15 protein-coding genes and 2 pseudogenes are annotated in these 23,703 nt (G+C 35.2%); 16 read left to right on the top strand and 1 reads right to left on the bottom strand.

All coding sequences use genetic code 11. The features are described 5' to 3' along the window. Positions 1-543 precede the first annotated feature (543 nt). From GK047_RS30155 to GK047_RS12730, 11 genes and pseudogenes are all read left to right on the top strand, one after another. Entirely contained in the window at positions 544-675 is a 132-nt protein-coding gene (locus GK047_RS30155; protein WP_275901662.1) for a hypothetical protein, read from the top strand. Between the two features lie 570 nt (positions 676-1,245). Then, the gene (locus GK047_RS12775) at positions 1,246-1,545 is read left to right on the top strand and encodes a hypothetical protein (protein WP_163946689.1); all 300 of its coding nucleotides are present in this window, start codon (positions 1,246-1,248) and stop codon (positions 1,543-1,545) included. 182 nt (positions 1,546-1,727) lie between these two features. Further along, positions 1,728-2,159 carry an oxidoreductase gene (locus GK047_RS12770; protein ID WP_163946685.1) on the top strand — a complete coding sequence of 144 codons (432 nt, stop codon included), beginning with the start codon at positions 1,728-1,730 and terminating at the stop codon, positions 2,157-2,159. Positions 2,160-2,300: 141 nt separating this feature from the next. Continuing rightward, positions 2,301-2,720 (top strand): hypothetical protein, encoded by a 420-nt coding sequence (locus tag GK047_RS12765; protein WP_163946681.1) that lies wholly within the window; start codon positions 2,301-2,303, stop codon positions 2,718-2,720. An 884-nt stretch (positions 2,721-3,604) separates the two neighbouring features. Beyond that, positions 3,605-3,919, top strand: a pseudogene (locus GK047_RS12760) (IS110 family transposase); the annotation flags it as partial. 103 nt (positions 3,920-4,022) lie between these two features. Beyond that, on the top strand, positions 4,023-4,982 hold the full coding sequence (locus tag GK047_RS12755; RefSeq protein ID WP_163946832.1) for a DMT family transporter: 960 nt from the start codon (positions 4,023-4,025) through the stop codon (positions 4,980-4,982). A 171-nt stretch (positions 4,983-5,153) separates the two neighbouring features. After that, a pseudogene (locus GK047_RS29645) lies at positions 5,154-5,561 on the top strand (IS110 family transposase); the annotation flags it as partial. Positions 5,562-5,720: 159 nt separating this feature from the next. After that, entirely contained in the window at positions 5,721-6,116 is a 396-nt protein-coding gene (locus tag GK047_RS12745; protein WP_163946678.1) for a hypothetical protein, read from the top strand. Between the two features lie 513 nt (positions 6,117-6,629). Continuing rightward, complete coding sequence (locus GK047_RS12740; protein ID WP_163946675.1) at positions 6,630-8,720, top strand: ATP-dependent nuclease; 2,091 nt, start codon at positions 6,630-6,632, stop codon at positions 8,718-8,720. Continuing rightward, on the top strand, positions 8,713-10,575 hold the full coding sequence (locus GK047_RS12735; RefSeq protein WP_163946672.1) for a UvrD-helicase domain-containing protein: 1,863 nt from the start codon (positions 8,713-8,715) through the stop codon (positions 10,573-10,575). Before GK047_RS12740 ends, GK047_RS12735 begins: the two co-directional genes overlap by 8 nt. Positions 10,576-10,842: 267 nt before the next feature. Further along, positions 10,843-11,628: a hypothetical protein gene (locus tag GK047_RS12730; RefSeq protein WP_163946669.1), complete on the top strand. Its 786-nt coding sequence runs from the start codon at positions 10,843-10,845 to the stop codon at positions 11,626-11,628. 98 nt (positions 11,629-11,726) lie between these two features. Here the strand turns inward: GK047_RS12730 and GK047_RS12725 are convergent, their stop codons facing one another. Further along, entirely contained in the window at positions 11,727-12,068 is a 342-nt protein-coding gene (locus GK047_RS12725; RefSeq protein ID WP_163946666.1) for a helix-turn-helix domain-containing protein, read from the bottom strand. A 132-nt stretch (positions 12,069-12,200) separates the two neighbouring features. Between GK047_RS12725 and GK047_RS12720 the strand changes: the two genes are divergently transcribed. The 5 genes from GK047_RS12720 to GK047_RS12695 all read left to right on the top strand — a co-directional run bounded on the left by GK047_RS12720 (position 12,201) and on the right by GK047_RS12695 (position 23,466). After that, the gene (locus tag GK047_RS12720; RefSeq protein ID WP_163946663.1) at positions 12,201-13,193 is read left to right on the top strand and encodes a DGQHR domain-containing protein; all 993 of its coding nucleotides are present in this window, start codon (positions 12,201-12,203) and stop codon (positions 13,191-13,193) included. A gap of 131 nt (positions 13,194-13,324) precedes the next feature. After that, positions 13,325-14,668 (top strand): tyrosine-type recombinase/integrase, encoded by a 1,344-nt coding sequence (locus tag GK047_RS12715; protein WP_163946660.1) that lies wholly within the window; start codon positions 13,325-13,327, stop codon positions 14,666-14,668. Continuing rightward, the gene (locus tag GK047_RS12710; RefSeq protein ID WP_163946657.1) at positions 14,669-16,756 is read left to right on the top strand and encodes a site-specific integrase; all 2,088 of its coding nucleotides are present in this window, start codon (positions 14,669-14,671) and stop codon (positions 16,754-16,756) included. It abuts the gene before it with no gap. Continuing rightward, complete coding sequence (locus GK047_RS12705) at positions 16,719-17,183, top strand: hypothetical protein (RefSeq protein WP_163946653.1); 465 nt, start codon at positions 16,719-16,721, stop codon at positions 17,181-17,183. The genes GK047_RS12710 and GK047_RS12705 overlap by 38 nt, the downstream gene beginning before the upstream one ends. Positions 17,184-17,943: 760 nt before the next feature. Beyond that, positions 17,944-23,466, top strand: a complete 5,523-nt coding sequence (locus GK047_RS12695; RefSeq protein WP_163946650.1) for an HsdR family type I site-specific deoxyribonuclease — start codon at positions 17,944-17,946, stop codon at positions 23,464-23,466. The last annotated feature ends 237 nt before the right edge of the window (positions 23,467-23,703 follow it).

The following is a 23,703-nucleotide window of genomic DNA, read 5'->3' as shown; positions in this document are numbered from 1 at the left end:
GCCATCGGCAGCTGCTCCTTGATTTTTGCAACTGAAGAGGGAGCTACTTCTCACTTTATTTGGTTAATTGCCGCTTTAGCCTGTGGTACGAGTAAAGTACTGTTATTTGCCATGGGATAAAATCACTTCTTTTCTCAATGTGCTTTATTTTGTGGAGATTAAGGGAGGATTATGCAAGAATAATCTCATTTGAAAAGCTTTAGTTCCCAGTAAGAGATTATTGTTTAATTTCGCCGACCAGCTAAGTGATTGGCACAATGTGTCTGCTTATATTGCTTCTTAAGTGAGTACAATATATATGTTTCAAATTACTCAAAGGGGTGTGCTAAAGTTATGACTAATCAAAAGAAAAGCGTGAAATCCGAAAAGCAAAAAAAACCAAAACCAAATCAAAAGGGTAAAATTGATGAGGCAAATATTAATTAAGGTGGTTAGTTAACAAAATGGTTCACATATAAGCCCTAAAAAAGCCTGAGGATACTTTCCCAAGAATAGGCTAAATGTTTTTACTTATTTCATCAAGATAGAAAGGAGGTAATCTCAATGTCCGATAAAACTAAAACTAAGATAACCAAATCTCAGCGAACCATTGATAAGGAACTGCAATCTCGAACTCGAAAATCGCCTGACCAGTCTGCACAAAATAATACACACGATCAACCAGGTGATGCTTAAAAACATTTCAGCGAACTATTCAATTAACAGTAGCTGAATCTGTTGGTGTTGATTACACAATTGCATGATACGAAAACGAACCAATGCGGCTCTATGTGGAATAAGGGTGGAAAATAGCATCATAATATAGTAGGAAGATCACCTTCGAATTTGGAGGATAAATACTATGACATTCAGTAGAGGACATCAAGGAGCTCATGGCACAGAACAAATTGTTAAGCAACTGAACAATCAAGCCCAAGCCGCGGAGTAAATTCAAGGAAGTAATAAGGTCGATCAAGAAATTATTGCAGCCGTAAACGAACATGTCAGAACTGGATGAAATCATTGATGCGGATGTCAGTTCCTAAGTTGAGCTTCGGCATGGAACGATCTAAAGTAATACGAGTTAGAGACCTGCGGTATGCTTTATGCTGCGGGTTTTTTTCTTGTTCGGCGGCACAAACATAATCTGAGGGGCTTGCCTCGCGGCAATTCCTTATTTTCTTCATTCAAGTAACTGGCAGTTTAGATCAACTTTCATGTAGTATAATGGAAACAAACAACCTTACGAAAAGTGGAGGTGAGGGCATGTTGCCAGCTCTATTAGAAAAGGAGATTTCCTTTGAGAATGAGAAATGCCGCTTAAGAACTACATGTTTTCATGGGGACTATCTAATTACAGTTAATCGATTTAGCGATGATAATCAGGTAGTGTTGAAAACGAAGTTGTTCCTTCATTTTGGTCACCGCAATACAAGGTTTAGGGAGATTTATTACGCATACCGGGATAAAGGTCTGAATGAAGTGGCTGAAATTTTCCGAGAGCTCACTTTCAAATCTTCGGTGAAGGGAACTGGTCAAATAACGATAGGAAACGAAGAGGATTGAATCCTATTTCCATTAAGAAACTCGATCGTGACTATGCTAACGGGACACGAAAGTTTAAATAATGATCAATATCTACCAGAAGAACGTCGGCTTCTTTCCTTGCAATGAGGCCTAAACACAAGCTGTGCTAAAGTACAAACCAAGATACAAAAGTATGCATTTAGAACTCAAAGGAGATAGTGGTGAGACTGAATACATTTTCTACAAAGCAAATAATTAATGAAACCAATTATGATAAATCATTTTATGACTTTTTTATTGATGGTAGATCGCTATACAAACTATTAGAGAAACACGAATTTATCCCTTGTATTCCAGTAGCAGCTAGCAAATACAAAGTGGAAATTGTACAAGAACTAACTCTAAAAAGACTTAGTAAATTGGGTGGAAATCGTTATCCAATTCTTGTTTGTCCTGAATGTGGAGACCTTGATTGCGGATTTATTTCAGCAATTATTGAGGAAGAAAATGATTTGATTATTTGGCGGGATTTTAAAAAGGGCGAAGCGCTTAGATTAACTCATCTAGGACCTTATTACTTTGAAAAAAAGAACTATATGAAAACAATTCAAGGAACAATTACGTCGACAGAAACTAGTGCGCGATTAACCTAACGGAGAACGAGTTCAACCAAACCAGGGAACAGACCACCGCGGTGCTGCTCCCTGTCTTATTGATAAGTATGGTGCAGGATAGTTAAAGTTAAAGGGTGAATATTTCTAACTGTAAGTACACTGTTCAAAGGGGTAAGCATTATGCAAAGTAGATTAGAGCAAGACATTATTACTACGGCAGAAAGTTTCGTAAATAATTTTTCTGATAAAGGAAATTTTGATTATAGTGTTCAAAGTCTACGAAAACTTGACAACATTCTAGAAGAGTTAAGTGAGTATCAAATAGATGATGATACATTAGATTCTGTTTCTTCTATGGCTGGAAGTTACATTTTTGAAGCAAGAAGGAATTATGGTGGACAGTACATTTGGGTACAAGAAAGAAACCAACCTGTGTTAGTTACTGGAGAGCCTGAATATTCAATTTCTATATTTGCATTCGATAAAGTTAGAGGCAGAATTCGGAATGGAAAAGAAGATGATATACCATATTATTTCGATGGCTATATCGAGGCAGTTGAAAAAGGTAAGAATACAGGGTACAGAGCTACAATTGTTTAAAGTAGCTTAGGGGATTGGCAACTGGGAAACTATAGTTCAATCAAGAAATGAAGGCAGCTGGCGATCGGCTGCCTTTGTCTTTTGAAGTAAAGGGAGGTTACTTCCAATATGTGTTAAGATATGGCTGTACTGCGATAAAAGACTTTTTCAGGTAGGTGATTAATATTCAATTCATATATGTCCGAGTTCGACATTGGTTATTTTGGTATGGGGCTTATGGTTTCTGCTGCAAGAGTCGCAATGATGAAATTATGCTTTATTCTGATCAAGATCAAATAAATTTCTTAGGTTATTTTGAACTTACAACCGTAACAGGTCTAATTAATCTATACGATATGGATATTATTGGTGATGATAAAGAATATTGTGATGAAATCGAAAGTTTTATAAATGGTGACGAAGTTTATTTATTATCATTACATATACCCAAGAGCCTTTTAAGATGTTTCTCGTCAAGTTCCTCATTCTGCTCCGAGGAATATATATGGGTATAAACCTGTCTATATTGATATGTGGTCAAAATTATCCGAATTTCGGGACAGTGATGAGATTAAGAAAAGTGTGAGAATAATTGCAAAAGAATTTTTGGGATTGAATACAGAAAATGTTGAATTCATAAATATTCCAACGTTTGAGGAAAGAAAATTATCGTGCGAACGTGATTATAAGCCTTTCGTAAACGAGAATTGATTGAGCTAAAGGGAACTATTATTGAGGGGCTTGCTTCGCGGCAGCTCCTCTTCTGTGTATTAAAGTAACGGGCAGCATTCATATTATGAGGAAATACGAGGTTTGAAGAATAAAAAGACTCCTTGGTATGATGTTTATGGGTCCCAGATGCTGGCCAGCGTCGGATCCAAAAACAAAACCAAGGAGACTACAACATGCATTCTACTCAAAATGAACGAATTAATCAAATCACTTATTCTACCTTAATTATCGGAGTCGACATCGCAAAATTCAAACATGTGGCTCGTGCACAAGATTTCCGCGGAGTCGAGTTCGGGAAGCCTATTACGTTTGAAAACAATAGAGAAGGCTTTGAGTTGTTCATGAGCTGGTTTCAGAAGATTTCAATGGACCAAGGGTTTCAGGATGTTATAGTTGGCATGGAACCTACAGGTCACTACTGGTTAAACCTTGCTCATTTCCTAAAAGAAAAGCAAGTGAAGTACGGTGTGGTGAATCCATTACACGTATTCCGCTAACGGGCAGATTTCTTGGAAAAGAAAAAGTGTTGAAAATAAAACTGAAAAGCGATTTAATAAAGGAACAAACTAAACAGACAGATAGGTGAGTCATTTGCGAGCTATATTATTAGGTGCCTTTGCCGCTTTCTTTTTTGCTTTTACATTTGTTCTTAATCGATCTATGGAATTGTCTGGTGGGAGTTGGATCTGGAGTGCTTCGTTACGTTATATCTTCATGGTTCCACTTCTTTTAATCATTGTAATGGCTAAAAATAACCTTGTACCTCTTTTGAAAGTAATGAGAGAACAATTAGGAACTTGGATGTTATGGAGCTTTGTGGGGTTTGGATTATTTTATGCTCCCTTATGTTTTGCTTCAGCATATTCACCGGGTTGGCTTATCGCTGGAACTTGGCAGATCACAATTATCTCTGGTTCTTTACTTGCTCCGTTTTTTTCAGAAATCATACAAACAAAGAATGGTCCTTTGAAGGTACGCGGAAAAATTCCTCTCAAAGGTCTTATGATGTCTCTAGTCATTCTTCTCGGGATCATTCTGATGCAAATTGAACAGTCAAAAGACATTTCTTTAACAGATTTGTTATACGGAATCATACCTGTCATTATAGCTTCATTTGCTTATCCATTAGGCAATCGTAAAATGATGGAGATTTGTGCCGGGCGCTTAGATGCATATCAACGTGTACTAGGGATGACTTTAGCTAGTTTGCCGCTCTGGTTTGTGCTATCGCTGTACGGTTTTTTTAACGTGGGTGCACCAAGTAAAGTGCAAACTGTTCAAGCCATTTTGGTTGCCGTTTTTTCAGGGGTAATCGCTACTGTCCTATTCTTTAAAGCAACAGATATGGTAAGAGGAAACATGCAGAAGCTGGCATCCATTGAAGCAACGCAATCCATGGAAGTGCTATTTGCATTAATAGGAGAATTAATATTTTTATCGATACAGGTTCCTTCTCCAATAGCTTGGAGTGGTATGTTTGTAGTGATCCTTGGGATGATATTACACAGTTATGTTACACACAATAAAAAAGAGATTCGTAGGGAACGATAGTCCAATACCGAAGGGTTGCCGCGTGGCAGTCCTTCGCTCCGTTAATGGGCAGCATTCCTATTATGAGGAAATACGAGGTTTGAAGAATAAAAAGACTCCTTGGTATGATGTTTATAGGTCCCAGATGCTGGCCAGCGTCGGATCCAAAAACAAAACCAAGGAGACTACAACATGCATTCTACTCAAAATGAACGAATTAATCAAATCACTTATTCTACCTTAATTATCGGAGTCGACATCGCAAAATTCAAACATGTGGCTCGTGCACAAGACTTCCGCGGAGTCGAGTTCGGGAAGCCTATTACGTTTGAAAACAATAGAGAAGGCTTTGGGTTGTTCATGAGCTGGTTTCAGAAGATTTCAATGGACCAAGGGTTTCAGGATGTTATAGTTGGCATGGAACCTACAGGTCACTACTGGTTAAACCATGTCGAATATGGTTCAATTCCAGTAGAATACTTAACGAAATTCGTCCTAATATTTATTCCGATCTGGTGGGCTTGGGTAGGGCAATCGCTCTTTGTAAATCGTTTTGGACAAGATATCATTTCTCACCGAATATTTCTTATTCTACAATTATTTATGAGGAATTCTACGAACATAGGATGGGTGCATATAGGAGGGAGAATCTTCATTCATTTTCGCTTATCGATAGATATTTCTGCGATGAACAAAAAGAACTACTTGGGAGTTTCCTGCAAAATTCATTCAACTTTCTAATAGAGAAACCCATTCGAGTTGAAATGGTTAGTACAGAAAATTGCAGCTGCTTTTTTAACTAGTTCATTAAATGCATTGCGAATGTGTTCTGAAAGTGGAGCTAAACAAAAGCTTGCTCCAACTCGCAAACTCTACGAGTCTTTGGTTAATGACACAATACCATTCATTGTTATTAGGCATCCAAAAGATCTAGCGAGTAGAGTACCGATTACATTTTTTCAGTTCAAAAAGAATGAATCAATGAGCGATTTAGAGTGTCCGAACCAGAAAAATAAAAAGATAAATCAAATGAAAGAAAAAAAGCATACACCTCTAGCATATTCCATGAGATATTATGGATCAAATTATCCAGAAAATTTTGAAAGTGAATCTAGGGATATTGATAAGCATGTGTTAGGCTTGTGCTCTCACTAAATACTTGAAATATTAAAGCCGCGCAACTCACTTGAGAAACGCGGCTTTATTCTGGATTTCGTCAAAAAGCTTGAGAGGAGCGCTAATAGGACAATGTTCTTGTCATCCGACATGATCCCCGACGATACGCCGTGGGGGTTTATCTGATTTATTGACATATGTATAAAATACTATGTAACTTACACATACGCAAAAGACATAAAACGATAATATTTACGCAGATTTTTATGGGTTGTGTCACAATAAATATTGCATGTATTAAGGGACAGTGCCGATCTGTCCTTTTTTGTCGTTTTCGAAGCTATAATGTAGTTGAGGATTATGGTAGAATTTCCTAATAGAAGCAATTAGCAGTTCTTTGCCAATCTAGCAATGCTTGACTAGACTGGCTATATTATTGCAGGGACGACACCAATAGAGTTATGGGGTTACGTAGTTAATGAGCTACTTTGGATATTTAGAATTATCAAGGGACCAAAGAAAAAATTTGCACAATTAAAAGGAGGATACAAAATGTTTTTAAGAAAATTGAATATCTGGAACTTTAGAAAGTATGGAGTATCTGAACTAGATAGTAAGTTACCTGGCCTAATTGTAACGTTTAATGATAGTTTTAACTTACTTATAGGCGAAAATGACTCCGGAAAAACAGCAATTATTGATGCTATAAAAATTACTTTAGGAACTTCAAGTGAAGATACTTTTCGAATATCTGAAAGTGATTTTTTTGTTGACCAAGAAGGAAATACATCAAAGGAAATAAAAATAGAATGTATATTCTCTGGATTATCAGAAAAAGAGGCAGGAATATTCTTAGAATGGCTCACATTTGATGAAAATGGAAACTACGAGTTGCAAGTAAGAATGACCGCGCAAAAACAAAAAAATGATTTATTATCAATTGAACGAATAGAAAGGACAATCAAAGCTGGCCCAGAAAATGCTTCAAGTAGATTAGAAGGACTTGCACGGGAGTTATTGAAGTCTACATATCTGAAACCCCTTAGAGATGCTGAAATTGAATTAAAGCCGGGAGTAAGATCTAGGCTTGCTCAGATCCTAAAAAATCATCAAGCCTTTAGGAAAAATGATTCTTCTGAAAAGCATCCCTTAGAGATTACTTTTCAAGAAGCTAATGAGAAAGTCGAAGAATTTTTTGATCAACCATATAAAGATGGTGATTTAAAAACCATAAAATCTGAATTAACCAGTTATTTGGACAATTTTTTTCATGAGCCAATTAATGGAGAAAATAAATATGAATCAAATTTTAAAATAACCCCAGTTAAGCTAAATGAAATTTTAAAAAAATTAAGCTTATTACTAGAGGATGTTCCTTCTGGATTAGGAAGCTTAAATTTGTTATTTATAGCAGCAGAGCTTTTGCTTCATGACGATGCACTTTCAATAGGACCAAACATTACATTAATTGAGGAAATTGAAGCTCATCTTCATCCTCAAGCGCAGCTAAGATTAATTAAATATTTGCAAAGAAATAAGGAAAATGGATCAACTGGCGGACAATTTATTTTAACTACTCACAGCACTACATTAGCAGCGTCTACAAAACTAGAACATATTATATTAATACACGATGGAACGGCATATCCAATGAATGCAGAAAATACGGAACTGGAAATTGAAGATTATAAGTTTCTCGAGCGTTTTCTTGACTCGACAAAAGCTAACTTATTTTTTGCTAAAGGTGTAATTTTTGTTGAAGGGGACGCAGAGAATTTATTAGTGCCCGCAATTGCCGAACTAATCGGGAGACCATTACATAAATTTGGAGTATCAATTGTAAATATAGGAAACACCGCTTTTAATAGATATGTGAAAATATATTCTAGATCAAAGGCATGGCTAGATAAGTTTCCACCATTACGAGTTCCCGTTGCTGTCGTGACAGATGTTGATATCAAACCAATGGCTTTTTATAATGATTCCCAAGAAGTTGGGGTTAGGGATATATTAATTATTAAGAAAGAACATTTAACTTTTATCGCAAACAAAATGAGTGTCGATGTCGAAGAAATTCCTCATCTGGTTGATCAAGCTTTTAGTACGAAAAAGGATCTAGTAAGTACTATTGATCTGTATTCTACTGCTAGATTGAATAGTAATGATATTAATGAAATAGCCGAATTAATAAAAGAACCGTTGTCACAGGCCACTATTGACTCTCTAAGAATGAATAAAGCAAGATCTTTAATTGCTGAATATAGTAATAGTTCTGAAAACATTAAGGTTTTTGTTGCTTCAAACTGGACTCTAGAATATGAAATAGCAATGAGTACTCTTAGAAATGGTTTATTAGATGCGATCCATAACGTTAAATATAAGAAACCTTCAAGTGATGCCAATATATTTAAACTAACAAACATGAAAATGAAGATAGAAGGATTAGCAGATCAGGAAGAGGCTGCATACGAAGTTTATAAGCCTTTATTGGAGAAGAAGGTTTCAAAGGCATCTGTAGCACAACAACTAGCATTATTGCTTCAATGTGAAGGGGACTTTAAGGAAAAAGTGAACACTGATGAATACTTAAAATACTTACGGGAGGCTATTTTTCATGTAACAGGAGGGAAGCAAAATGTTTGAAATCACTTCTGAGGATATAACAAAAGTAGAATCAGCACTCCTGGGACAGTATAAAAGCTTTTCTAATGAACAAAGAAACATTATTAAGTATGAACAGTCGGGGGATTTTGTAGCGTGCCCTGGAAGCGGAAAAACAACTGTGTTGATAGCGAGGCTTGCTATATTACTACGAAAAATTAAGGAAGCTAACTTAGATTACGGAATATGTGTTATCACCCATACAAATGTTGGCGTTGAAGAGATTTTAAATAAATTGAAAATTTTAGGAATTAACGATGTTGCTTACCCTCATTTTATTGGAACTATACATGACTTTCTAAATACTTTTTTTGCGCTCAGAGCTTATACTACAGTTTCTTCGCGTGATAGATTTTTTTTCATAGAAAATGAGGAGTACAAAGGTTATTTCTCTCGTTTTTTTGAAAAACATAAACCCAGTTGGTGGTCTTTTTCAGCTCCTTTTTCTGCGGTAGAAAGAACACAATTATCTATAAATGATAAAAAGGAGATTTCATTAATAGGATTTGAAGATAAAACCTACCGCAATGAACTTTTAAATACATTCAAAGATATGTTTTATTCAGGGTATTTACGGCATAGTGATACTATTGCACTATCAAAGTTTTATATTGACAAAAATGCAATCGAATTAAGGAAGGCATTCCAAGCTAGATTCAAATATCTTTTCATTGATGAAACACAAGATACAAGCATAGAACAGTATCACATTATTTTAAAAATAATAGAAAGCAATGAAGAAACAATTATACAGCGTTATGGCGATCCATATCAGGCGCTTTATAATTTGTATTATGGTGAACCTGATGCGTGGAAACCTCCAGTAGAACAACGCATAGAACTAGCAACTAGTAATCGCTTTGGACAGAAAATAGCTAAGATACTAAGGACAACTTGTATCGAGAGATATGACCACCTAGTTGGCAATGAGTTTGTTCCATCTTTGGAACCCCATATATTGCTCTATGAAGATCAAGCACAGCTACTAGAAGCATATGCTAAGCTTCTAGCATCATATAATCTCCCGCTCAACACAAAAAAAATATATGCAGTTGCTCAACATCATGATGCTGTTGCACATTTCCACATAGATTATCAAAAGTCAAAAAGTGAGATCCAGAAAAAATCAAGTTTTGCGGATTGCTTAAATGAAGTCCATAAGGTTATGTCACGAACTTTACGGAAGAAAAATGAAAATTCTAGGAGTCAATTAGATTTTTCTCCCAGTAAATTAGACGACTTTCTTAATAAAGAATTTCCATTAGAAAATAGTGATTTAAGAAGTATTCTTTCTAAGTTAATTAGACAAGTTTATCTTCGTAAAGACTGTAGCTCTGAGCTCAGTCAATTTGAATTGTTGTATCAAAAAATCCTGACCGACAACTTCGGAATAGTAATAGAGAGTAACGATTTGGCGTCAGATGTTGAGATTGTTAATAAGTATATCTTGAAAATATTCACAACAGAGACTCATGCTGATCATGTAGACAATAATAATTATCTTTATAATGATGTGCTTATTCATTTAAATACTATCCATGCTGTTAAGGGCGAAACACATTTAGCTACACTGCTACTGGAGTCAACTGTTAATCGAGAGGAGTACTCTGATTTATATGATATAATGCCATTTTTAATAGGTCAGTATGATGAACGGCTTTCTCAGAATACTAATATAAAGGATACTTTGAAGTTAGCTTATGTTGCATTGAGTAGACCTACACATTTCGCAGGAATAGCGATCAAGGAGGACAATATGAGTCAGGAGGATGTTATTGCTGCAAAAAGTCATGGTTGGAAAGTTGTAAAGGTAAATGAGATTGTTTTACCCAATTGATATAGAGTATTACTGATATCTGATAAAAGAGACATTTTGTTACATGCAATTGCCGGAAATATTCCGAGAAAGAACGTGCGTTGCCGTTGTTGAGGAGCGCGTCAATAATTTCCCAATCAGCTACCGGCAGCATGATCGAAACCTTTTTCGAAAGAGTAAGCTCATGAACGACCTCAGCTGACGCCGAGGTTGTGTAAGACTGGGGGATCGATAATCTCCCCCAAAATCGAATTGTGAATACAAAACACTGGAAGGATGCTCCTCATATTGAAGCTACACGAAGTTTATAATCAAATAATTAATTTAGATCCTGTCGTAAAATTTATAGTCACATTTATTATTGCTTTGAGTGCTTTTCTATATAAAACATTTTTAAACTTATATTCGGAAGATGACAAACAAATTCAACCATTAAAGATCAAAGAAGGGGAGCTACTGGGGAAGCTTGAAGCCTTTATATCAATTTATGAAAAAGGTGCAAAAGATCTTACAGCACAAGACAAGTTAATAGAAAGATTTGGTGAATGCTACTGTTACCTTCCATGGGAACATAAACAAAAAGTGCGATTGTTTTATGAAAACCGTTCAGATTCAGCACTTGCTACATTAAAAAAATTGATTTCGTCTAGAAGCGACAGTATCTCTACGTTTGGAGAGAAAACTTTACTTATTGATCAAATTTCCTCTTTTATTACGAAAATCTGCAGACCATTGACACCATTAGTCACAGTTTTCATAATGCTGGCTTTATTAGGGGGAAATTACTCGGCTTTTCTAAAAGCAAATACATTCTGGGGAAAGTTGGATGTAATGGTTAGTTGGGTAACTATCGTTCTTTCGCTAATGTTCTTTCTTACAACAATTAATATCCTCATTGAAAACAAGTGGAAGCGTGGTTTAGGATTCAAGCCTTGGGCTTACATAACTATTATAATTTTATGTCCATTTACTGCTTATTTAATCCAACCCAAATTAATTGCTTTTACAGTAATCATACAGATATTGTTTCTAATTACTCTGTTTAAAACTAAGAATAAACAAAATAATGCTTAAGAAATCATAGAATTGCTGAAGGAGTTATTTTCTTCAAGTGCAGTCAGTCGAATGAAACATAAGCAATAAAAAGAGGTAAACAATCACGATTGCAGTGATCATTTACCTCTTTTTATTATGTTATATACTTCAAATATCCTCCTTACTTCTGTTAACTCATTTGTCATTAGCTCTCCACTAAAAACCTCGATTAATTCCTCTTTTGAAAGTTTGTCTGATACGCCGATTTCACCAAAACTAAAAAACTGGGAATAGGATAAATCTAATGCTCTTATTATTTTTTCCAAAGTTTCCAGCGATACATTTCTTTCGCCTCGTTCAACGCCACCTATGTATGAACTCTGGAGCTGCGCCAGCTCTCCTAGCTGCTCTTGGCTCATTTTTTTTAATTTTCTTAGCTGACGAATACGTTCCCCGACCAATTTTGCCAAGCTTACCATACTGACCACCACCTAATTTATACATTAGGCATGCCGGCGATTGATAAACAGATTATCTAACTATAAATACCATTGATATAAGAACTTATAAGTATTATATTCATAATTAAGAAACTTCATGGAGATGACATAATGAATAATTTACCAACTAATTATGTAATTGAGAATGTCCTACAGTGCAAAATGAGGGGTAAAGTAGCTTACCAAAGCCATTTACCAGCTACAATTGCCCTAGATATAACTTTTGTCAAACCATATGATGATCCTGCAGGTAAAGGATACCAACGTCCTGTTGATCCGAAACGCTGCCATGACTTCGCTGTTTATTTATCAAAAGGGGAGGATGCATTATTTACACCGGTGCTACTCAATGCTTGTGGAAACTGGGAATTTTCCTATTACGATAAGATAAGGCCTAACTATGGGAGATTAATATGTAAGGGAAAAGCTTCGCTTATGGATGGCCAACATCGACTCGGAGGCATTAAAAAGTATGTTCAAGAGACGAACTCAGATATAACCATTCCATTCCTGGCATTTCACGCTTTGGACGACGATGAAGAGATAAAGCTTTTCGATACAATCAACACTAAAGCGAAAGGAATAGGCCCTTCATTGAGCAAGTATCTTCGAAGAGATACGGACGATCTAAGTTGGGTTGCCACAGAATTATTGATGCGAAAAGAAAGTCCATTTTTACTTATCGGTAGTATTATTGGAAAACGAGTGAAAGGCAGACATATTACACTTCAAAATTTATATCGTACCCTACATCTTCTCTTCAAAGAGAATCAGCTAGCTGCTTTATCTAAAGAGGAGAAACTAACTATTGCTTTAATATACTTCACGGCAATAAAAGAAACCTTATCATCAGAATGGCTGGACTATTCAGGACATCGACTTACCCATATAGTTTGTATGGATGCACTTTCTATCGCCGCGGGGAATGTATTATGCAAACAAATCAACAATAATAAGAAAATAGTTGATTATTCAGCCCTAATTAAGGCTGTGAAAAAACTTAAACACATCGATTGGTCTATAAATGGCCCGTTGCGTTTTATTAAGGGCTTAACAGGATCCCGGGCTCTATCGCACGAAATAACGGAACTCATGATTAGCTAAAACCAAAAGAGGACCTTCAAACTCATTTGAACGGTCCTTTTTTGCATGGATAAATTTACATGTGATCCGGGATGTAATCACATACTATAATTTAGTTTGAATTCATTTTTAGAAAGTTGGTTGTTCCCGTCGTGTCAAAGAGATTTATACATTATTTTTGTCCAGCAGATATTGAAAGCAAATATGCTCTCATGGTATTCGATGATGAAAATAATCACTTTGTACCACTAACTGAATATTACCAGTATCAATTAGGAAGAGTGAGCGAGAGCACAGCACTGTCATATTTAAATATCTTAGAACCTTATTTTTGTTGGCTAAAAAATAAGAGTCTCTTTCAAGGAGCAAGAGTAGATTGGACAAATGCTCCGTTAGCTATTAAATCGGCAATAAAGCAGTATCTTCAGAAAGAATTAGGATGCAAAGTGCGCGATCAAGATTCCCATGAAAAAGTGTTTCTTACCAATAAAAGCAAGAAAACTGTGAATCACTTTCTCTCCGCAATAAAAGCCTTTTATAAAGCGATGATTAAATTGGGTTTGTATGATCATCCCAATCCGCTTGTAAACTTGGATCTGCTTGGTCAAAATATAGAAATTTCAGGGGACCGGAAGAACAGACAACGAATGCCGCAGCTAGCAGGTACTGAGGAGCCCATCAGTTACAGAAAGGTTACCGATTCATATTTCAAGATAATAAATGATGAATGGGTGCCTGAAATTATTAGTGATTGGGATTTACCATACAAGATTTACAATGCTGGCGAAAAATCCAATTGGCAGTTGAGAGATGAAGTAATTACTAGGTTTATGTTTGAGACAGGGGCCAGAATCTCAGAAATTTTGGATTTAACCATTGGAGACTATCGTAATCGGCTAGATAAACATGAGTTCTCGGCCTATAACAAAGGAAGCTTTAAAAGGAGAACAAAGTTTATTCGAATATCCCCGGAAACCTTAAAATTACTAATTCGATATATTAACGTTGAAAGACCGAAATATGCAAATAATCCAATAAAGTTCGACAAGTTACCCGATGATGAATTTATTTTCATATCGCAAAGAGGTGGTCGATACCAGTACACTGCATTTTATAATAACTGGACTAAGATAATTGGCTTTGCAGGTATCAAGTTAAACCCTCATAAAGCAAGACATTGGTTTGTTACATCTAGGCTACGAGGAATTTATGAATCCTCCTCATCTAAAGCTGAGATTGAAGAAAAAAAGAAACAGCTAATCGGCTATATGAAATGGAGAGACTCAGAGACCATTAATGTGTATGAGCATATGTATGATGAAGAAAAGTATCGCGATATTCATGAGCAAATGATTCAAACTTATTCTTTCAGAGAGAAAGAGTACCTTAAGAATAAGAAAATGAACAAACCAACTGCAGTTGCCAATGTGGTAACCAAGCAGAATAAAAATTTTGAAGAAGATTGGCTAAATGATCTGTATGAGGGAATGGACTAGATGACACAAGACCTTGAGCTTAAAGATTGGCATCAACTAATGTTTGGAAAAATTGATTCATCATTATTAACGTTGAAGAATTACGATAACGAGTACTATTGGGATAAGGTAGATCCTAATTCATTGCGATATTTTGTAAAAACGGTACTCGGATCTCCATGGCAAAATCATCTTGGACTTAGCTTGCTTTGCTTAACAGATAGAAACTTAACACCTCTGTCTATTTACAATTTAATGAGCAACGTTAATGCCCGACTTAGGGATCTATTTGATGCCGCGAACTTGGTTGAAATGGCAGATTTCAACTATTCCATCGTTGAGAAATATCTATCTAGTGAATTAATTCAAAATCATACTGACCGCCAAAGACAGTCGTTTTTGAATGCATACAATAGTTTTGTTTTTAACATGTCGAAGTGGCTTACGACGCAGTTTACAAATGTACAACAAAAATTGATTTCCAATTTTCTTTTCCCAAAGTTGCCATTCGATAATCGAGACTTTTCTGTGCGCACAAAAGCTATCGATGCAGCCAAAGAAGTCAGGAAGACTGAGGCATCTGCTGTAACGCCCTTGTTGCCCGAGATTAGGGCAGAAGCTCACTTTAGATGGAATCAAGTTGAACGTCTTCGCAGAGCCGTTAAAAAGCTACTGGAAGAGGCCAAAGAAACACGCAGAGCTTTACCTATTGAGTTTAGCTACGAAGAATCAGAATATACCAATGAAAGATGGCATTTCATACTTTGGGACAAGATCAGTTTTGGTGATCGCTATAGTGTTGGAACCTCAACTGAAAACGAAGTATTTCTTGAGTTTATCAAAGCTGAGAAAATTGATGATAGTAGTCCAGGTGAAGGGCTTTGGTTCCTCGATATTCTGAAGTATAGACTCATAGGTAGCTGGTCGAGCGATTATCTCAGTGATAAGGAACGTAATACAATAGTTAACTTTCTTAAGCAATGGGGTTATGATGATGCCGAGAACGGACAAGCGCCATTTTCTCATAGAAATCCTGGATTGTTAACGCAAGGAGTATTTGTCGTTCGAAATTCTAGAAACTTCAACAAACTGCTAATCAATCTTGAACCGATCTACGCTGCATGCACCTTTGCTCGTTTTGCTCTCGATATCATCACATCTTCAGGCGCGCGGATGAATGAGTTACTCCAAATAAGTTACGATAAGAATTGCTGTGTAGTTACAGTAGATAACAGTATTGTTCCCGCGAGAAAAAACTATATTTTTCGCCTTATACCCAAGGGACGAGAAGAAGAAGAAAATTATTATATGCCTGAAGAAGTCTTCCGTTTTATGAACGATATCATAAAATATCTAAAAGAGTCGTACAATTCAAAATCAATCCCTGAAGTAGAGTATAGAGTGTCTTCACGTAAGCACCTCATGAGTAACAAGCGATATGTTTTTCAATATTACGGAAGACATATTAATGAATTCACAATAAATGCTATTATTCGTTTTCTGTTACATGGTCTTATCATTCAGACAAGTGAAGGTAATCAAGTTGTAGTTAAAACGCATTTACTTCGTCATGCATTCGCTACGCATGCCGTACAAACAGAGAAGATTCCAATTGATATTGTTAAAACATTATTACATCAGAAGGACATCTCTGTAACGGAGTACTACTCTGCACCTACCAATCAGCAAATAACAGAGACTATTGACTTTCTCCATGACAATTGGGCCTCTTACATTGACATCCAAAAGGGAGTATTACGAGGACCAGAGGAGCTGCGTGAAATTTATGATGACTACAGAGAAAAGGTGGGAACTTTATCAAAGGTCGTAGGTGGCATTTGTACAACAGATTCAGTTTGTCCTACAAGATTAGCATGTGTAGGATGTGCGGCAAAAGTGCCTCGACCTGAGTTCAAACAAGAAATACTTTCGTATTTAAAATGGGCAGAAGAAAGCGAAGTAATGTTTACACAAAATGGTATGCTTCTCGAAGCTAAAAAGATGAAGATATCCAAAAATAGAGCTAAGAATGAACTCAAAGAAATTGAATTAATGGAGCGTTACCAAAAGGATGAGCACTTCGAAGCGAAAATACGAATCAACAATTGAAAAACCTTGGCTGCAGCAGCAAAACGATAACGCTAAAAGCAGAATTTATAAGCTTGGTGTTAGAGCAATTCAATCTCTGTTAAAAGATGCCGCTACAATTTCGTATAGAAACATCGCAGCAAGGTCGAAAGAATTAGATGAGCTGGGTGTGGGTATTCATCCCAACAGCGTTAAAAACAATAGTCAACTATACGAATACTATCTAAAACATGCAAAAATAAAAACAAAATCCACGAGAACAAACAAGATCAGAGTGGGAGAAATTGATTTCAAAAATATCAAATTTGATCGCGATGTGGAGAGAGTTAAGGGAAGATACATGCAAATGTCAAAAAGAGAACTGGTCGAGCTATTAATTAATGCAGAACAGTATATAGCTGAGCAGAACCAGACTTGGATTAGGTCACAGTTTGAGGCTAATAAATAACTGAGTTTCGATGGCCTCATGAAAATGAATGTAAGACCGGACGGAGTAATCGCGCTTCGTGCCGGTCTTTTTTTAAATTGTTGAACGGTTATTCTACCAATGGCAAAACTCATGCAGCGTGTGTATGAACATTTCAATTTCTACTGTTGTGGTCCAGAAACACGTGGGGACGAGCAACACTAAAGCAATTGCTTCCAGGTGCGTCCCACAAATATATTGGAAAAAGTAGGATATTAATGAAATTTGTCGAATTTACATAAGCATCGTATATTCATTTTGCACGCGACAATATTTTAGGGTGAGAGACAGATGGATAATATCTATGAGCTAATTGAATGTGGTTATGAGTGCGATTACTTAGATTTCAAAGAGAATCAATACTCTAAAGAAAAAACATCGACTTAATTGCAGATATAATGGCTATGGCGAATTCCCGTCACGCTGGAGACAAATTCATCATCGTAGGAATTAAGGATCGAACGGAAGGAAAGAAATAAAGGGCATTGACTCTGAAGATTTTGTAGATCGTCTAACTATAATCAAGTAATTCTTAATAACATTGAGCCAGGGATACAGTTTGATTATTTTAAATATGAATACAAAGGTGAGGTTCTAGGTGTCTTTCGAATTTATAATACAGACAATAAACCATATATGTTGAAAAAGAAAAATGATCGACTTGATGAAGGGCACTGCTTAATCCGTAAAGTTAAATAGCTTGCACATTATACTTCTAATGCCTGGGTAAGGAGAAAACAATATGTCAATTGAATGGAATAATGAGAAAAACGATTTTAATGAAAAGCAAACTATCGATTCTGTAGCAGCCGAATTCATAAGACTTGGTTATGAGGTCTTTGATGGTGTTAAAGAGGATTTTGGAGTTGCAAGTAGACTAGGTAGGATCAATAGCTCTGAGGTTATTCTTAAGAGATATCTACGCGATAGTATTAAGCAGTTAAATCCAACTGAAGATGAAGACATTATAGAGCAAGCCATAAACCAAATTATTGAATGCGGAAGTGATACCAGGATTGTCTTTAAAAACCTTGTACTTTATAACTATATCAAGCATGGCATTCTTGTTAAGAGCAATAAACAAGGAAAAGAAATATATAAATTAGTGAAGGTTGTAGATTGGGAACATGCAGGCAATAACCGATTTACTATTGTTACAAAATTTTATCTAACAAATAAACAAAATGATCGTTCTGTAGATCTACTTGGTTTTGTTAATGGTATTCCATTGATATTTATTGAGACAAAGAATTACATTGGAAGACCTGTCGATGATGGTCAAGAAATTATTGACTTTTTCATTGGAAAATTACCCAGCAGGCTGTTTTGGTATAATGCATTCATTATTTTTTTTAATGGTGTGCAAAGCTTTATTGGTTGTGTAAGTGATGCTTCTAGCAATTTATTTGAATACAATAAATCAAAAAATGGTTTGACTTCTCTTTTAGCTTTAATTAAGAAAGTATGTGCTAAGGACAATCTTCTTGATAGACTAGAGAATTTTATCACTTATATTAAAGTTAATGACTCGTATAAAAAACAAATTGCAAGGAATCATCATATACAAGCCGTCAATAATGCATACAATGCCGTTAACGAAGTTGAGAAAAATAAAGGTCGATTAGGTGTACTACAACAAACACAAGGGAGTGGAAGAACACAAACAATTTTATTCTTTATACAGAAGATTTTTAGAAAAATGCCAGGAAAGTGGTCCTTTGTCATAGTTACAGACAGAATAGAACATGACGAAAACTTATTTCAAGCGTTTGAGATGGCCAGTATCGCAGCAAATGTTAGAGCCCAAAGTTATGCACATCTCCGGAAACTACTTCGTGCAAATAATGATGTTATTTTTACAACTATACAGAAATTTCGTGTCAGTAATGATACTTCATCCGTACTATCAGAAAGAAGAAATATTATTGTCCTTGTTTATGAAGCAAACACAAGTCAATATGGTGAATACGCAACGAGTATGAGGATGGCTATTCCGAACGCTGCGTTCATGGGATTAACTGGTTATATAGAAAATAAACAAGAATTAGAAGGAATATTTGGAGGATATCTAAGCACCTACAATTTTGGTCAATCTGTTGTAGATGGTATGGCTGTACCGATTTACTATGAGGGGCGACAACTAAGTATACATATTAATAATGATATACGCTACGCGAGTTTGAATGATATAAGTCTCGGGATTAAGAAAAGTGAAAGAGAAGGTTTAAATCGATGGCTAGGGTCTGATTATAGGCAGGATATAATTGCTAAAGATATTGTATCTCATTTTATGAGTCGTAAATTTATGGGAAAAGCCATGGTAGTATCAAATGATTTAAATATATCTTCTTTAGTGTATGAAAAGGTGAAGAGATACTGGAACAAATATATAGATAATCTCCAAAATGAAATTGCTTTAAGTGATCCGGAAAAAGTGGAAGAAAACAAAGTAAAACTTCTGTATATGCAAGAAACTGAAATGTGTATTGTGTCATCGCACAATAATAAGGAAAATAATGGCAAGCTAGAATATAGATTCAAAGACCCTGACGATACGATGAGATTAGCATTTGTTTGCTCAATGTGGATTACTGGAATTGATGCACCTAATTTGGACACCATATATATAGATAAAATAGTTAAAAATAGATTTTTTATCCAGATATCTTCTCAAGTAACAAGAACATTCAAAGGTAAGATGTTTGGGACTATAGTTGATTATGTTGGCTTGGACAATAATGTTCTTGAAGAAGCTAGTAATTATTTGTTGTTCGAAGATAATGGGACTGTGCAGCAAATCCTAACTTTAAATACTGAAGAAACTGCTTCAACGTTTGAACAAGCTGCAATTAATGAACTGGAAGATGTATTAACAAAACTTGATGGGTATATCTATGAAGGCAGTTATGCAAAGGGAAGGGAATGCCTTTTTCGCATTATTGCTATAGATGGTAAAAAGGGAAAACAACTAGCTGAAGAACTTAAGTTTTTATTTAACCTAGAAGGAAGCTTAGTACAAGATGAGGAAAGCTGGAATAAATATAAATCTCAAATAGAATGGAAATGCAGAGTATGGAGAATTTTATCTGAAAGCTGTACCAGTAGTATTGATTATATAAATGAAAATAATAATAAAAATAGTGAACAAATAGAAAATGTACATGAAGAATCTGAGCATGTAGAGGAAGTACCAACAATTAAGCATGAGCTGAAGCCTGTGGAAAAGGGAGCACTTTTAGAAAATAGCGTCTTAGAGCTATTAGAAAAATTTTTTGATATATGTGAGGAATCTAGAAAAGAAATTATGGAAAAAATTAAACTTCGGAGACAAAAAAGTGGGACGCAATTTGGCTTCGATATTGATTTTACATATAGGAACAAAGCCTATGAAATAGTTGAATGTGTTATTGAGTGTAAATACTTTGAGAGAGATGTCAAACTAGACGATATTATTCCAAAGTTAGAGCAACTGCGGGTTACTAAAAGAAAAATTGAACATTGGATACTTATTAGCCCGAACAGAAATATAGACAATTATTTAAATAACATACTTCCAATTTGGGAAGAAGAAGGCCGATGGGGTACTATTAAAAATGTTCAAGTTTGGACGCCTGATAATTTCGTTCATGAATTTTTTGGTATTGTACCTGAAGTATATGATGTATTTTACCCAATTGGGTATGCTGAACAGCCGAGAGACTGGAGTGAAGAGAAGAAACTAAGGATCATTACTAAGTGGGGGAAAATGTTACAACCTACAATTACTTTGCCAAAAGAGTGGAAAGATTATCTAAGGAACCCCAATAAAATACTTTTAGCAAGTGAAGCAGATTCGGGTACTTCTCGAGATTATTCCTCACTCTTTGAAAACTATGTGGAGATGAATTGTCAGGACGAGAGTGGTAGTTTCATTGAAGGTACCTTAGAGGAATATCTAAGACGATGGCTCGACGATAAAAATTCTTTTACAAAAATTCTATTAGGTGATTTTGGAGATGGTAAAACATTTTTTACATATGCATTTTCACGCAATTTAATAAATGAATATGTTGTAGCGCCTGAAGTTGGTTGGATTCCTGTCAGATTCGCTTTGCAAGATTTGGGTGAAAAAGGTACAAGTCAAGATTTCATAGAAAGAAGACTTAAAAACTTTGGGGTAAGCTTAGACAGTTGGAATGAAATCAAAATGAATTATCGAGTTCTTGTAATATTAGATGGGTTCGATGAAATGTCGTTAAGCATTAATAATCTGTCTGTACAAGAAAATATAAGACGTTTGGCAGATTGTTATAAAGCATTTAAAGGTATGAAAGTACTGATTACATCAAGAAAAATATTTTTCAATAATAAAGTGAAACGAGATCTACTACTCCAAAGAATTGGAGGACCTGAAATAATACAAATAGCGTCGATAAGTAAATATGATAGAATTAATCATTTAGATAAGTGTACAAAAACAAGTGAAGAAAGACAAAGACTCAGGATATTAAAAGAAACAAACGATATTATTGGCTTAGCCTCTAAGCCACTCTTCTTAAATATGGTCAAAACCACATTGCATAATGGTAAAATAGTTGCACTAGATAATGTATCTATTTATGAAGAGTATATAGCTAATAGCTTTGAAAGAAAATTTCTTGAGCAATTAGAGTGCGACGAAGCAATAGTTTCAAAAGAAATCATTTTAAAGAATCTAAGAGATATACTTGAATGTTTAGCTCTGACACTTCAGGAGATAGGGCTAGATTCAATCTCTATTAATGAGTTCAAGGATTTCTCTGGCAAAGAAGATATGGCAAAATATCTCTGGGATATAAGTAATACTAGGGAGCATGTTGAAGAAGATGCCTCTGAGAGAATTTCCTTCAGATCCTTATTAAAATCTGTTAGTATAAATGAAAATAAAATTCAAACTGTGGCTTTTTGCCATCGTTCTATGAGGGAGTACTTTGTAGCCAGAGGTGTTTGTAGACTTTTACTTGATGATATAAATAAATCAGAGAGCTTTTTGAAAAAATGTGATATCAGTTATGAAATAGTAATATTCACAAGCCAATATATTAAAAAATACTATAAAAAAGAACAGATGGATTTGTCTATACAGAATATTAAGAAACTAATACAAAAAACAAAAGGAAAAAGTGAGGATGTACAAAGGGATGAATACGCGCGTTTAGGATCTAATTGTGTGAATATTTTGTATCAGGTGATAATGGAACTACCAGGTGATGATTGGAGCGAACTTTTATTGGACAACGCAAACCTTTCAGGAGCAAATTTATCTGGTAAGAATTTTACTTATACCTCATTAAGATATGCTAATCTTGATAATGCAGATTTCAGTAATGCAGATTTCAGATTTTGCGATTTAACTGGAGTAAGAATAGAAGAAACTCATCCAATTAAGGCGTTAGCCGTACCCGAAGAAGCAGATAGAATTTTTGTTGCGTATAGCGATGGAGTTGTAAGAGATTGGAAAGTCAATGGAACAAATGTCATTACTATTGCTCAACATGCCAGCAAATCAGATACAAAACTTTTTGCATTACCTCAAAATAATTTCAGTATTTTCCAAGATAGTGAGATGTTGTTCCAGACAAAACAGGAAGAAAGATTTCAAGTGCAAGCCAGATTTAAATTAAAACAAGGTATAAAGTTTTTAAAAGTTGGTAAAGATAGTATGCTAATTCTTTTAAATAATGAGAATATCCAAGAGAATGATTTACAATTGATAAACATAGAACTGCAAAAAATAGTGTTTTATACATCTGTTTCACCCTATGCAGTATGTGAACACCTTGGATTTGAGGCATTTGTGATATATGATGTGCTAAACGGGCTAAGATTAGTAAGTTGTACTCAGAAATTACAAAATATTGTTCAATTTCCTGAAGTCAATAACGTTACTTGTATAGCGGTTTCTTATGTCAATGAAAAGAGTTATATAATTGCAATTGGACAAAAGGACGGGACAATACAACTATGGGAAGCGTGCAATAAAAAAGAAAAATGGGATGTAGAACTACTCGGCAAAAACAATTTTAACAATAGTTATATAAGAGAGATGAAATTTGTTAATTATGATATGATTGCTATCAGCGGTCTTGATGGAGTAATTTATTTAGCTGAAATTCGTGAATATTCACAGATTAGAGTGAAAAATGAGTTTAAGCTTAAGATTAGCTGTAAAAATATGAAGGTTGAAGGATTGTTACAGGAAAGCGAACGTGCGATTTTGGAAGAACTTATTAAAAATCAGAAATAATACATGCAAATGAGATAAAGCTGAAAGTTTTCTATTTGAGTTTGATAATAAAAATTCTAATTCGTGTGGTACTTGTGTAAAGAAATATCCCGTGTCATGGAGTCGGTGCTTTCTATAACATAATCTCTGACCTAAAAGCCCAAATTAAAGGGCTTTATTTTTTTGAGTGAAAAAAATAATCGTCAACAAACGAAAAATTGATTGTGACACAAGCCATAGAAATACAAGTATATCAAG

Origin of the sequence: Paenibacillus sp. SYP-B3998 (assembly GCF_010820665.1) — a bacterium.
GTDB lineage: Bacteria > Bacillota > Bacilli > Paenibacillales > NBRC-103111 > Paenibacillus_E.
The sequence above is the reverse complement of the archived record's forward strand: the minus strand, read 5'-3'. Positions and strand labels throughout refer to the sequence as shown.